This is a genomic window from Streptomyces sp. NPDC002779, from assembly GCF_042888685.1.
GTDB lineage: Bacteria > Actinomycetota > Actinomycetes > Streptomycetales > Streptomycetaceae > Streptomyces.
Genome location: NZ_JBIAQC010000029.1, coordinates 16868 through 30952, shown reverse-complemented (window position 1 = coordinate 30952; position 14085 = coordinate 16868). Strand labels below are relative to the sequence as shown.

The window sequence follows — 14085 nt, the reverse complement described above, 5'->3', positions numbered from 1 at the left end:
AACTCCGGCGGGTAGTTCTTCATGACCACGAGATGTCCGTTCTCAGATCCTCAGGATCCAGTGTCTCGTGTGTTCAACATCAGGGGTCAACGCCCGGTGTCACACCAACACCCACAGACCGACAGACACGCCACTTACAAGTGAAGCTGACCAAGCCCTACTGGCCTCGGGCTTTCACGAGGGGTGCCGTCCGACGTGTGATCGAGAAAGCAGAAAGTGCCCCTGAGCTGCAACGATAGGACTTGCTGAGGGTCCTGTACGTGGTAGCGAAAGAGGCACTCCCAGGTGAAGCAGAGTAGCGGGTCGTACCCTCGTGTCCGTGTCGAGGGCGGCGGCCGAGGAGTTGTTGCCCAGGCCGGGGCCGTGCTGCTGGTCGAGACGGTCCGTAAGTCCGGCCTGGACACCGCGATATCGGCCGCGCCGGCGCCGTGGCGCAAGCGGCGGGCCGTACACGATCCGGGCAAGATCCTGCTGGATGTGGCGCTGGCCGTCGCACTCGGCGGCGACTGTCTGGCCGACGTCGGCATGCTGCGGGCCGAGCCGGCCCTGTTCGGCCCGGTGGCTTCCGATCCGACCGTCTCCCGCCTCGCCGACGCTCTCGCCGCGTCCAGCCCGAAGGCTCTTGCGGCGATCCGGGGCGCACGTTCCGAAGCGCGTCAGCGGGTCTGGGAGTTGGCCGGGGCAAGCAGCCCGGCCGCCGACGGCCAGGTGGTCGTGGACATCGACGGGGTGCTGGTCCTCGCGCACTCCGAGAAGCAGGACGCCACTCCGACCTGGAAGAAGACCTTCGGCCATCATCCGCTCGTCGCGTTCGTCGATCACGGCCAGGCCGGGTCCGGGGAGCCGGTGGCCGCCCTGCTGCGGCCCGGCAACGCGGGCTCCAACACTGCCGCCGACCACATCGAAACCGCCCAACTCGCCCTGGCCCAACTGCCAAAGCGCCTGTGGCGGGGACGGCAGACCCTGATCCGGACCGACTCCGGCGGCGGCACCCACGCCTTCCTCGACTGGCTCTCCAAGCCGGGCCGGTGGCTGTCGTATTCCGTCGGAATGACCATCACCGACGCCCTCCACCAGGCCGTCCTGAAGATCCCGAAGAAGGCGTGGACACCGGCCTACGACGCCGGCGGCACCGAGCGGCCCGGCACCTGGGTCGCGGAGATCACCGACATCCCCGACCTGAGCACGTGGCCGAAGGGGATGCGGCTGGTCGTCCGCAAGGAACGGCCGCACCCCGGCGCCCAGTTGCGCTTCACCGACCTCGACGGGCTGCGGCTGACCTGCTTCGCGACCAACACCAAAGGCGACCAGCTCACCGACCTCGAACTGCGTCACCGCAGACGGGCCCGCTGCGAGGACCGCATCCGAAGCGCCCGCGACACCGGCCTGCGCAACCTGCCCCTGCACGACACGGCCCAGAACCGGATCTGGCTGGAGATCGTCTCCCTCGCACTCGACCTCCTCGCCTGGATGGCGATGCTCGCACTGACCGGCCAAATCCGCTGCCGGGAACCCAAGAAGCTCCGCCTGCGGCTGTTCTCCGCTGCCGCACAGCTCGTGAACACCGGCCGTCGCCGCTGGCTCCGCCTGCCCGCCCGATGGCCCTGGACCGCAGTCATCAGCCACGCGATCGTCAGGCTCCACGCCCTGCCGAACCCTGGCTGACCAGCCACTTCGACCGTCCGACAACCCGCACAACCACACCGGTGAAGTGGAACCCGGCGCACACCCGACGCGAGATCCGGGCCCTCGCCCTGCCCCAGCCCCGAAAAGACCGCACCACACAAACGCAGAGGCCCCGTCAGTAAACCGACGAGGACTCATGAACGATCGAGGCTAGAAGTACGGAGAAGAAGGTACTCATTGCTCCTCCCGGTCAGACCCTCCTACTTTGGTGGAAGCCGTCATTCCACTGGCGGCACCAGCCCCTGGAGTTGGTCCGATGAATGCGTCCCAAATGGTTCACCTAAATTGTTTGCCCACAATCTCCCGCCTTTTGGGAGCACGCGAGGCCCGAAAACCAAGAGGGGCGCGTTTCTGGGTGCCGACCGAGGACGGCTTACCCCTCGAAGTCGAGGTGCGCGGGGTCGAGATATCCGATGTACGACAGCCCGTCGTCGTCTTTCCCGCCAGCTGGGGCGCATCGACCGGCGATTTCGAACTGCTGCTTCAACGGTTGGCGCAGTCCGGTTATCTCACAGTCGGCTACACCCCTCGCGGATTTCGTTCGTCAGGCGGTCGCGTTGAGGGAGCCTCCGCTGCCGACGTCCGGGACTTCAGCGCGGTGATCGACTGGATCGCCAAGACTTATCCATCGGTGAGCTGCGACGCGATCGGGGCTGTCGGCCTCTCCTACGGAGCCGGTATCAGCCTGTTGGCCGCGGCGCGCGATTCGCGCATCTCCACTGTGGTCGCCGTCGACGGCTGGGCCGACCTCTATGCGGCACTGGCCAGAGGCGACACCGCACGGGTCGGGTCTCTGATTCTGGGCCTCGGCCTTCTGGCGGGCCGGCCTCGAGATTCCCTGCTGGCCGCGGTGGCCCGCTTCTGTACCGGCTTCCAACCGGAGCGGTTCCGGGCATGGGCCGACGAGCGCTCGGTCGTTTTCGAAGCCGATGAACTGTCTCGGCGGCAGACGTCTGTACTGCTTGCGGCCGGGCTCAACGACACGGTTCTGCGGCCGGAGCAGATGGTCGATTTCCATCGTCAACTGAAGTGCCGCACAGTCCTTTTGCTGCATGCGGACGAGCATCCCGTCCTGCCGATGCGTCAACTGACGACTCGCTCCGGACGTGAGGTGTGGAGGTACGTCCGCCGCTGGCTCGATGCGGAACTCAAAGGACTGCCGACCGGCACACAGGACGACCACATCGTCATTCTGCGCGGTGATCGGACGGAGAACGACCGGGGGACCCGGCCCGGAGAGACCACGCCGCTGCGACTGGGGCTGGGCGCGCCGTCCCTTGCCGCTCCCGGACGCCTCGCCGGACGTGGCGGGGCGTGGAGCAGCCGGTTGTTGGGAGGTCTGCCGTCCGGGGCCACCGACCGAATGCCGCTGCTGTCCGACCTGCTGCAACGCACCTTGCGCGTGCCTCCGTCCATCTTCTTCCCGCTGGTGCCGGCTATCGCGGCCAGAACGTGGACCACCTCCCCCTTCGATGCCACGCTCCGGCTGCGGGGCTCGCCTCTGCTGCACGGCACGGTGTCCTGCGCGGCGAACCGCGTGACAGTGACCGCGCATCTTTACGCGGTACGCCCACCTGGGCTCGGCGTCCTGCTGAGCCAGGGCGCGGTCACACTCGTCGCGGGCGGCGAAGGGCCGATTCCTTTCGACATCACAATGCGTACCTGCGTCGCCGAGGTTCCCGCGGGACACCGTCTCGGTCTCATCCTCGGGACATGGGATCCGACGTGTCTGGGGAGGACGCCCCCGCTCAGACCGGTGACCCTCCGTTCCATGGAGGAGGACCCCTCGGTACTGACTGTTCCGGTCGACCATTGCGAACCGCGCGAACATAGAAGGGATCACGCGTGTTCTTCCGCGGTCGAGGCCTGATCTTCTGGCTCGTCTTCCTTACGTCCTTTTACCTCATCGTCACCGAACCGGTCTCGTTCGCGGATTTCACCGCTGACACCTGGCACACGCTCCTGCGCGTTCTGCGCTCCATGCGCGACTTCTTCGACGCACTTCGGCACTGATGCCCAACCCGGCCAGTCCCGACCGACGTAGTGGAGAACTCCCTGTGCGACAACTGCTCATGCCCCTGGTTCTGGCCGCAGCCGGTCTGCTGACGGCGCTCGGCCTGCGCATTGCTCCACCGGCCGCCGTACCCCCGGCCGCCGAGGCGGCCGCGCCGCAGCCCCCTGGTGTCTTCGTGCAGTGGGCCACTCCTACGACCCAAGGCGCGGTGCCGGGGACGGACCGGGAACGGGATGCGAGAGACGCATCCATGCGACCGACGCCTCCCGCAGCCGCACTGCCCTCGTCGCCGGCCCCGACACAAACGCCGGAACCCGGTACCGCGGCCCTTTCTGAGCCCCGTCCGGTCGAGGGGCCGTCCGCAGGCCGGACGGACCCGGGATGCCCGACCCCCACAGCCACCCCGGACCCTCGCGACGCTCGGGAGCGCACGGGCGAGCGGGTACCCACCCCCGACATCTGGCCGCCCTCGCACACACACGTCCCAGCGCGAAGCCCCGGGCCGGGGGCCGCCACCGCCGACGCGGGCGCGCCGGCTCCTTGCGAGGCGTCCCTCCCGGAGGACGCATCCGGCGACGAACCCGCCCCGTCCAAGACGGCGACAGATCTGGCGACGCCGTCCGCGGACGGGTCGCGCGATACGGATGCGGGGGAGTCCGCGCAGGGAGCGCGAGGGGAGGAGATCGATGCCCACCGCTGAGGAACGTGCGCTCACGCCTTCGGAGACGCTGCTCTGGCGGGCTGAGAAGTCCGGACACCGACTGCCGGTCATGGCGCTCGTCGTACTCGACTCCACTCCGGACATGCACGTTCTCGCGGGCGCCGTACGACGGACCGTTGCGCGCCATCCCACACTGCGCGCCCGCCTTGTCGTGCCGGCCCGGGGCGGCCGCCGTGCTCGCTGGAAACTGGGGGGCGAACCCGACCTGGGTTACCATCTGCGGCACATCCGGCTGCCCGGGCTCGGCACGTGGGCCGACGTGCTCGCCTTCGGCCAGTCCCTGGCCATGGCACCCTTCGACCTTGCGCGTCCGCTGTGGGAATGCGTGCTTGTCGAAGGACTCTCCGACGGCCGCGCGGTTGTGATGGTCCGCCTGCACCATGCTGCCGTGGACGGGCCGAGGGCACTGCACCTCTTCGCCTCGTTGTGCGAGGCTCTGCCGGACGCTCCATCAACGCCCCGCCGGCTCAGCCTGGTCGAAAGTGCCCCTCCCTCAGTGGCGCCGTGCGGCATGCTTGCCGCAGTGGCCAATCGGCTGACCGGCACGCTCTCCCTGCCGGCCGCCGCGGTCGCCGCCCCGGCCGGAACGCTCCGCACGATCCTCGGCGCGGCCCAGGCGGCCGGCTCCGCCGTGCGACGGCCCGCCGAACCCTCTCCCAAGCTGCGCGGACGCTCCACCGAACGCCGACTCGTGACGCTGAAGGGCTCGCACGAGGCACTGCGCGCGGCGGGACAGCTGGTGCAAGGCAACTCATACGACGCCCTCTTGGCCGTCGTCGTGGGCGGACTGCACCATTACCACCGGGCGAGCGGCGTGGCATGGGACGAGGTGCCGCTCGCCGCCGCCGTCCCCCTGGCCGCAGCGAACGGCGGCAACCGCTTCTCCGGCGTACGGCTGGCCGGACCCGTCGGCGAGACCGACCCGCTACGCCGTCTGACCGTCGTGCACCAAGCGCTCCGCGACGCTCGGCGCGCGCCGGCCGTCGATCCGGACGGCCTCGGTCCGCTGTCGGCCTTCCTGGCTTCCGCGCCGACTCCCGTCGTGCGGGCGATGACGGACCGCGTCACCGAGAGCGACGCCCACTGCACCTACGTGCCCGGGCCCGCGGCATCGGTCAGGCTGGCCGGTGCCGGTGTCCAGGAGTTCTACCCTTTCGCACCGGTCGTCAACTGCGCGGTATCGGTGGCGATGTGTTCATACGACTCGGTGTGCTCTATCGGCGTGAACATGGATACGACAGCAGTAAGTGAACCGGAAATGCTGCACATTTCACTCATGACCGGTCTTGAAGAGATTCTGTCTCTCGCCGACACTCCTCCGTCGTAGTGATGTGCAGTTTATTCACATTAGAGGCTTCAACGATGTGTCTTCCTGAAAGGAACGTGACGAGGGTGGACCTGCCGGAGCGGATTCTGTGCGGCTCTTCCCACGGCACCGACCCGAGGCCGTCCACGGAGACAACGGGGGCCCGGTCGGCCGACATCGAACAAGCGCTGGGAGCTCTTGCCCACGTAGCCGGGCAGATGGACCGCATCCACGCCCTGTTGACCGATCTTCTGGAAGAGGGCAGGCCGCCCGGTGCCGCCGGGAACCCGCGAGCGGAACCCGTGCCCCCGCAGCGGAATCGGGGAGATCTGCTCAGTCCCCAGGAGCAGCGTGTGCTCCAACTCACCAGCCGCGGCCTCTCCAACCGCCGTATCGCCCGCGAATTAGGCATCTCGGAACAGACGGTGAAGAACTATCTGTCGTCCGTCTTCCGGAAGATCGGCGTGGGCAGTCGCGCCGAGGCGACGCGCTATTGGCTGGAATCGCAGGATTAGATCCCGGTCGGGTGCGGCGACGGATCAACAGGACTTTCGGACAGGTACATAGGTACCGGATTCGGCGCGGACTCCTCGTGCAAATATCGAAGTAGGAACGACATGCGAAAGTTGGAAAAACAGATGCCGGAATCACCGAGTCCCGTGCCGGCGCCCGAGGCGGGGACCGCGGCCGAGGGCCTGGACGGCGGCGGCCGTACGGCGGCTGCCGTGCTCCGCGCGGTGCGCTCCCCCCGCAGCCCGGTGCTACTGCTGCGCCGCAAGGAAGCGGCGACCCGGACGGCCGTTCTCCCGCACGTCGAGGTCTTACCCGGACCGGACTGGATCGTGGACGGCACGATGCCCGGGACGTATCCCGAATGGCTGGGCGACCAGGACTTCTGCGCACGGCACGGACTGCGCTTCCCGTACGTGGTGGGGGAGATGGCCAACGGCATCGCCACCACCACGATGGTCGCCGCCGCCGCCGAATCCGGACTCCTGGGCGTTTTCGGCGCGGGCGGCCTGGCACCGGGACAGGTCGAGGAGGCACTGGAGCGCCTCAACCGGGAGATCGGGGAGAAGCGGCCCTGGGGGGTCAACCTCATCCACAGCCCCGTCGAACCCGCGGCCGAGCAGGCGGTGGCGGCGCTGTTGATCCGCCACCGGGTGCCCGTCGTCTCACTGTCGGCGTTCATGGAGCTGACCCCCGCCGTCCTACGGGTGGCGCTCGGTGGCATTCGTCAGGCCGCCGACGGGACCGTCCTGCGTCCCCGGCGGATCATCGCCAAGGTCTCCCGCCCCGAGACCGCGCGCGTCTTCATGTCCCCCGCCCCCGCCGACCAGGTCCGCGCTCTGGTGGCCGCGGGAACGCTGACGGCGGAGGAGGGCAAGCTGGCCGCCCGCATCCCGGTCGCCGGCGACATCACCGCTGAGTCGGACAGCGGCGGCCACACCGACAACCGTCCGCTCACCGCGCTGTTGCCCCGCCTGCTGGCCCTGCGCGACGAAGTGGCCCGGCAGCACGGCAGCGCGGTGAGCGTCGGAGCGGCAGGCGGACTGGGGACGCCGGAAGCCGTCGCCGCCGCCTTCGCGGCCGGCGCGGCCTACGTGGTCACAGGGTCCATCAACCAGACCACCGTGGAGGCGGGCGTCTCCCGGCGTGCACGTGAACTGCTCGCCGCGGCCGACTTCCACGATGTCGTCATGGCACCGGCCGCTGACATGTTCGAACTCGGTGTGCGCGTCCAAGTCCTGAGCAAGGGCACCATGTTCGCCCATCGCGCACGTCGGCTCCATGAGCTCTACCGGCAGCACGCGTCCTTGACCGACATCCCCGCAGCGGACCTACGACGGCTGGAACGGGACGTGTTCCACGCATCCGTGGCGGACATCTGGACCGAGACCGAACGCTTCTGGACCCGTCGGGATCCGCGTGAACTGGAGCGCGCCGCCCAAGACCCCAGACACCGCATGGCGCTGCTGTTCCGCTGGTACCTCGGCCAAGCCAGCCGCTGGGCCATCCAGGGCGAGCCGGACCGCGCCCTCGACTACCAGCTGTGGTGCGGCCCCGCTCTCGGAGCCTTCAACCACTGGATCACCGGCAGCTTCCTCGCCGACCCACAGCGGCGCACGGTCGCCCAGGTCGCCCTCAACCTGCTCGAAGGCGCCACCGTCGTGACCCGTGCCCACCAACTGCGCTCGCTGGGCGTGCCTGTGCCCGCCGAGGCCTTCTCCTACCGTCCCCGTCCGCTGGCTTGACCCACAGCCCGAGACGCTCCCAGCCTCTGCACGACAGCAATTCCCGGCAGGGCTCGGCCCCATCGCCCTTCGCGTCCGACGCCGCACGCCCCTCTGCCCCGTCACATCCTCATCAGCCATACCTCTCCGGAGGCGATGCCCCATGCCCACTTCCTCCGTCCCGCCCCGGTCCAAGCCCTCCTCCGCCCCACCACCGCTGGACATCGCGGTGGTCGGGATCGGCGCCCTGCTGCCCGGCTCCCATACCGTCGAGGGCTTCTGGCACAACGTCGTCCAAGGCCGCGACCTCATGTCCGACGTCCCCGCCTCCCACTGGCTCATCGACGACTACTACCACCCGGACCCGTCTCTCCCCGACCGCACCTACGCCCGCCGCGGCGCATTCCTCGACCCGGTCGACTTCGACCCACTGGCCTACGGGATCCCGCCCAAGTCCCTCTCCGCCACTGACACCACCCAGCTGCTCGCCCTGGTCGCCGCAGAACAAGCACTGAGGGACGCGACCGCGGGAGACCTCACCCGGCTCGACCGAGAACGCACCGGCGTCGTGCTCGGCACATCAAGTCTCGAGCTGCTGTGCGAGATGACCAACCGGCTGCAACGACCGGTCTGGCTGAAGGCGATGCGCGACGGCGGCATCCCGGAGGAACAGGCCCAGAGTCTGTGCGACGCCATCACCGGTCAGTACGCCCCCTGGCAGGAAGCCACATTCCCCGGTTTGCTCAGCAACGTCGTAGCAGGACGCATCGCCAACCGCTTCGACCTCAACGGCCCCAACTGCACGGTGGACGCCGCCTGCGCGAGCTCGCTGGCAGCCCTGTCCATGGCCGCCGCCGAGCTGCAACTCGGCCGGTGCGACACCATGCTCACCGGCGGTGTCGACACGCTCAACGGCATCACCATGTACATGTGCTTCAGCAAGACGCCGGCTCTGTCCCCGACCGGCGACTGCCGTCCCTTCTCCCAGGACGCCGACGGCACGATGCTCGGGGAGGGTCTGGTGCTGTTCGCACTGCGCAGGCTGGCCGACGCCGAACGCGACGGGCAGCGCGTCTACGCCGTGCTGCGCGGTCTCGGCTCCTCGTCCGACGGCGGCCGGGGAGCCGTCTACGCTCCACGCCCCCAAGGCCAGGAACGCGCCCTGCGCCGCGCCTACGAACAGGCCGGATACGGCCCGTCCACCGTCGAGCTCGTCGAGGCGCACGGCACCGGCACCAAGGCCGGGGACCTCGCCGAGGCGACCGCCCTCGTATCCGTACTGCGCGAGGACGCACCCGACACGACGTCGCCCTGGTGCGCCGTCGGCTCGGTCAAGTCCCAGATGGGACACACCAAATCGGCCGCGGGCGCGGTAGGGCTGCTGAAAGCGGTACTGGCCCTGCACCATCGCGCACTCCCACCCACCGTCAAGGTCGCGGCGCCCCAGGCGGCGCTGGCCGCACCGGGCAGCCCTCTCTACGTCAACACCGAACTGCGGCCGTGGATCAGGGGCACGTCCCACCCGCGCCGTGCGGCCGTCTCCAGCTTCGGATTCGGCGGGAGCAACTTCCACCTCACAGTCGAGGAACACCAGCCGCCCCCGGGCGTCGAAAGCCCTCCCCGGGTGAGGACCGTCCCCACCGAACTCATCCTCGCCCAGGCCGGATCGGCGCCGGCCCTGGCCGCCGTAGCCCGCGAGCTGGCCGACCGGGACGAACCGCTGGAGACCCTCGCCCGAGAGAGCCAGTGGTCCTTCACCCCCGGGCCCTACCGGTTCGCCGTGCTCGCCGACACCCCGGAGACCGCCGCGCAGCGTCTGCGCGAGCTGGCCGGGGAGATCGAGAACCACCCCGGACAGGCGGTCTCACGGCCCGGCCGGGCCCACTACGCCGGCCCGTCTACCGCGCCGGGGCGCCTGGCCTACCTCTTCTCCGGGCAGGGCAGCCAGTACCCCGGCATGGGCGCGGGGCTCGCCCTGCACAGCCCGTTGGCGCTCGCCGTCTGGGACCGGGCGGCGGACTGGACGGCCGAGGACGGCCCGGCCCCGCACCGGGCGGTCTTCCCGCCGCCCGCCCTCACCGACGACCAGCGCCGCGAGCAGAGCGAACACCTTGCCGCCACCGACCAGGCCCAGCCCGCCCTCGCCGTACAGAGCCTGGCCCAGCTCGCCGTCCTCGACTCGCTCGGCCTCACTCCCGACGCCACCGCAGGTCACAGCTTCGGCGAACTCGTCGCCCTGCACGCGGCCGGAGTCTTCGACGACCACACCCTGTTCCGCCTCGCGACCCGCCGCGGTGAACTCATGGCCGCCGCCGGTGCGGACCACCCCGGTGGCATGCTGGCCGCCGGCTGCGCGGCCACCCGCGTCCACGAGATCCTCGGCTGGGCGTTCACTCATGACGACGTATGGCTCGTGGGGGAGAACGCCCCCGACCAAGCGGTGCTGGCCGGCGACTCCGACGCCTTGCTGCGCTGCGAGCAGGCCTTGGCGTCGGCCGGTGTCGCCGTCACCCCCTTGCGGACCGGCGCGGCCTTCCACAGCCCTGCGGTGGCTGCCGCGGTCGCACCGTTCGCCTCCTTCCTCGACGTCGTCGCGCTGCGCGCGCCCACCTGCGACGTGTGGTCCAACATCACCGCAGCCCGATACCCCAAGGACCCCGACGGGATCCGCCGCCTCCTGAGCACGCACATCACCTCTCCGGTCCGTTTCGCCGACCAGATCGACGCCATGTACGAGGACGGCATCCGTCACTTCGTCGAACTGGGAGCGGGGTCGACGCTCACCAAGCTCGTCGGTCGCATCCTGGCGGGCCGCGACCACCGTGCGGTGGCCCTCGACCGTCCCGGACCGCACGGTGTCACCGCCCTGCACGACGCGATGGCCGTGCTCTCCGTCCATCTCGCACGGCCCCTCGCCTACGCGTCGCTCTGGGCCACCCACCCGCCCGCCGCGGCGTCCCCCGCCGTGAAGGACAAGGCCCGCCTGACAGTCCCCGTCGCAGGCCACAACTACGGCCGCCCCTACCCGCCGGCACCGGCCACAGCACGCTGATCCGCTCACGCCGGCCGCCGCGCCGTCACACCTGCCCGTTCCACCAGGCCCCACCCTCACAAGGAGACATTCATGACCAGCCCCTCCGTTCACACGATCCAGGACGCCACGACCTCCGGCCACCGTGCCCCCGCCACGAACGCGCGGGAGGAGTGGCACCACACCCTGCGCGGCATCCGGCAACACGTGTCCCAGCTTCAGGACCAGTACCAGCAAGCCCTCGGCACCCTCATCGGCCTGGGCACGCTCCTCGAGGGCGTCGTCGACACCCCCGCCCCCCAGACCTCGGAGAACGGCAGGGCTGACACCGGCGACGCGCAGCCGAACGCCGCCGAGGTCATGTCCCCGCCCCCCTCCCTCCACCACGCCGGCCCCGCCGTCGAGGAGCCCTCGCGCCGCACACCCGACGGCACTCCGGCCCCCTCGCTCCCGGCGGCCGGGACCGCGGCCCACGAAGACCTCGGCGGCCTGCTCCGCGAGGTCATCGCCGACGTAACGGGTTACCCCGAGGCCGCCCTCACCCCCGACGTCATGCTCGAGGAGGAGCTGGGCATCGACTCCATCAAGCGCGTTCAGATCCTTGCCGCGATCCGCGACCGGGTACCGGGTCTCGGGTCGGTGGACGCCGCCGCCATGGCGCAGCTGCGCACGATCGCCGAAGTCACCGAGCGCCTCGTCGAAGCGGCAGCGGCCGGCGGGCAGCCCTCGTGACCGGGCCGGCCGCCGCACCCGGACCTGCCGGGCCCCATCGTCTGGTGCCGGCATGGCGCGCTGCCACCGCCCCCGGTCTGGTCCTGTCCGGCCTGCAGGAGTGCGTACGGATCACCGACGACGAGAGCGGAGTCGCCCCCGCGCTGGCCGAGGTCCTGCGCGGGCACGGGATGCGTGTCGACGTCGTCGGCGCCGACGAGCTCGGCCGTGAGCCGCGGGGGCAGGGATGCGTCGTCCTCCTGGACGCCCTGAGCGACCCACGGCACCCCGCGCAGGACTCGGCCGAAGTCCACGGGCGACTGCTCCGCGCCCTCACCGCGCTGGCGCCCCGTGACGAAACCGACGCCGGCGGGGCCCGCTCCGTCGTCCTCGTCCAGGACAGCGGCGGACCGGGCCCGGCCGCCCCGCCGGGCCGGGCCTGGCTCGGCGGGGCGGTTGCCCTGGCGCGGACAGCCCACCAGGAATGGCCCCGGATCACCGTCAAGGGAATCGACTGCGTCCGCGGCGGACGACCCGCCGCGGACGTGGCCGGCGCCCTGGCGGCGGAACTCCTCACCGGCGGTGGCGAGCCGGAGGTGGCCCTCACGGCCGACGGCCGCCGGCACCACCCGCACACTGAACCCGCCCCGCCGCTGGAGCCGGTCGAGACCTCACGGACCGCGCCGGACCCGTTCTTCGTCGTGACGGGCGGCGCCCGCGGCATCACCGCCCCCTGCCTCGTCGAACTGGCCCGCCTCCAACGCCCACGACTGCTCCTGTTAGGGCGTTCCGCGCTCGTGCCGGAACGGCCGGGACAGGCCGCCGAGAAGGACGATGCGGCCCTGATCCGCAGCCTCCTCGCGGAAGACCGGGAGACGGGGGCGGTCAGGACGTTCGCTGAAGTGCGCGCGGAGGCCGGCCGGCTGCTCGCCGCACGCGAAATCCGGCACACCCTCGCCCAGCTGGAGAACGCCGGTGCGCAGGTCCGCTACTCGTCCGTGGATGTGCGGGACGAGAAGGCCGTGCGGACCCGGCTGGAGGAGGCGCGCGACCTGTGGGGCCCGGTGACCGGACTGGTCCACGCGGCGGGCGTGGTCGCCGACAAGATGGTCGCGGACAAGACACCCGAGCAGTTCGAACGGGTCTTTTCCACCAAAGTGGAGAGCCTGCGGGTACTGCTGGACGCCACGGCCGACGATCCACTGGACACGATCTGCCTGTTCTCCTCGATCAGCGCCACGGTCGGCAACCCCGGTCAGAGCGACTACGCGATGGCCAACGCGGTGCTCGACCATGTCGCGGGAGAGTTGGCCCGCGAACGACCCGCCGCCCGCGTCGTGTCCATCGCCTGGGGGGCCTGGCACGGCGGTATGGTCACCCCTCCGCTGCGCGAGCACTTCGCCCGGCAGGGAGTCGCGCTCCTCCCGGTCGCCGAAGGGGCCCGGGCCTTCGCCGCCGAACTGGCTGCCACGTCCGGGCCCAGCCGGATCGTCGTGGTCCCCGATCCCGGACAACCAGGCCAGTGGGGTGGCGCCTCCGACCGCACCGGCACGCAGATCCAGGCCCTGGTCAGAGCGGGCGCCCAGCGCCGTCCCCTGCTGCGCGACCACGCGATCGGCGGTCGTGTCGTAGCGCCCCTGGCCCTCGCGACCGAGTGGATGGCGCGCGCTGTGCCCGGACGCGTGGCCGGCGCCCCCTTCGCCCTCCACCACATCCACGTACGCAGGCCGATCACCCTCGGTGGGCCCGAACCGCACTGGCTCACCGTCGAAGCCGTACGGCAGGAGGACCGCGCCTGGCACATGTCCGTCGGACCGGTCGATGACCGCGCGCACATCACCGCCCTCGCCGTGCCCGACCGCCCCCCGGCCGCGCCCCGGCAGGACCGGCCCGCACGCCCCGGCCCTTCGGCTGCCGCGCCGCGCTACGGTGTGCCGCCCCTTTTCCACGGCCCGGACTTCCACGTGATCGACGAGATCCTCGACCGTGACGACGGCGGCGTACATGCGACGGTGCGCGGTCTGCGGGCCATGGGCTGGTCCGACGACGGACGGTGGGCCACCGACCCGGCGCTGTTCGACGCCGCCTTGCAGCTGTCCTTGCTGTGGGCCCAAGGCGTACTCGGTCCCACCCTTCCCATGCGCGTGGAACGGTGCGAGATCCACCGGCCGGGCGCCGCACCCGCCGGCCCCCTCACCTGCTCGGTGACCGCCCGCTCCTGCGGCCCGCTCAGTGCCGACTGCGACGCGCTCCTCCTCGACACCGGTGGAGGTGTGCGAGCCGCACTCACCGGCATCCGCCTGATCGCCCTGCCGGGCTGACATGCTCCCTCGCCGGGGCGAACACTGCTCCGGGCGCGCTGAGCGTAGGACACCCCGGCCA

9 protein-coding genes are annotated in these 14085 nt (G+C 70.6%); all 9 read left to right on the top strand.

Annotated elements, in window-relative coordinates:
* Positions 1 to 285 precede the first annotated feature (285 nt).
* The 9 genes from ACFYW5_RS35630 to ACFYW5_RS35590 all read left to right on the top strand — a co-directional run bounded on the left by ACFYW5_RS35630 (position 286) and on the right by ACFYW5_RS35590 (position 14024).
* Positions 286 to 1665 (top strand): IS1380 family transposase, encoded by a 1380-nt coding sequence (locus ACFYW5_RS35630; protein WP_389421294.1) that lies wholly within the window; start codon positions 286 to 288, stop codon positions 1663 to 1665.
* A gap of 376 nt (positions 1666 to 2041) precedes the next feature.
* Positions 2042 to 3556, top strand: coding sequence for a CocE/NonD family hydrolase (locus ACFYW5_RS35625; protein ID WP_389421293.1), 1515 nt, complete (start codon positions 2042 to 2044; stop codon positions 3554 to 3556).
* Positions 3532 to 3699 (top strand): hypothetical protein, encoded by a 168-nt coding sequence (locus ACFYW5_RS35620; RefSeq protein WP_389421292.1) that lies wholly within the window; start codon positions 3532 to 3534, stop codon positions 3697 to 3699. The genes ACFYW5_RS35625 and ACFYW5_RS35620 overlap by 25 nt, the downstream gene beginning before the upstream one ends.
* Before the next feature lie 687 nt (positions 3700 to 4386).
* Positions 4387 to 5748, top strand: a complete 1362-nt coding sequence (locus tag ACFYW5_RS35615; protein WP_389421291.1) for a wax ester/triacylglycerol synthase domain-containing protein — start codon at positions 4387 to 4389, stop codon at positions 5746 to 5748.
* 65 nt (positions 5749 to 5813) lie between these two features.
* On the top strand, positions 5814 to 6242 hold the full coding sequence (locus ACFYW5_RS35610) for a response regulator transcription factor (protein ID WP_389421290.1): 429 nt from the start codon (positions 5814 to 5816) through the stop codon (positions 6240 to 6242).
* Positions 6243 to 6344: 102 nt separating this feature from the next.
* Positions 6345 to 7982, top strand: a complete 1638-nt coding sequence (locus tag ACFYW5_RS35605) for a PfaD family polyunsaturated fatty acid/polyketide biosynthesis protein (RefSeq protein WP_389421289.1) — start codon at positions 6345 to 6347, stop codon at positions 7980 to 7982.
* 142 nt (positions 7983 to 8124) lie between these two features.
* On the top strand, positions 8125 to 11013 hold the full coding sequence (locus ACFYW5_RS35600; RefSeq protein WP_389421288.1) for a beta-ketoacyl synthase N-terminal-like domain-containing protein: 2889 nt from the start codon (positions 8125 to 8127) through the stop codon (positions 11011 to 11013).
* A 72-nt stretch (positions 11014 to 11085) separates the two neighbouring features.
* Positions 11086 to 11724 (top strand): acyl carrier protein, encoded by a 639-nt coding sequence (locus tag ACFYW5_RS35595; RefSeq protein ID WP_389421287.1) that lies wholly within the window; start codon positions 11086 to 11088, stop codon positions 11722 to 11724.
* A gap of 44 nt (positions 11725 to 11768) precedes the next feature.
* A complete protein-coding gene (locus ACFYW5_RS35590) occupies positions 11769 to 14024 on the top strand; it encodes an SDR family NAD(P)-dependent oxidoreductase (RefSeq protein WP_389421286.1) in 2256 nt (751 codons plus the stop codon).
* The last annotated feature ends 61 nt before the right edge of the window (positions 14025 to 14085 follow it).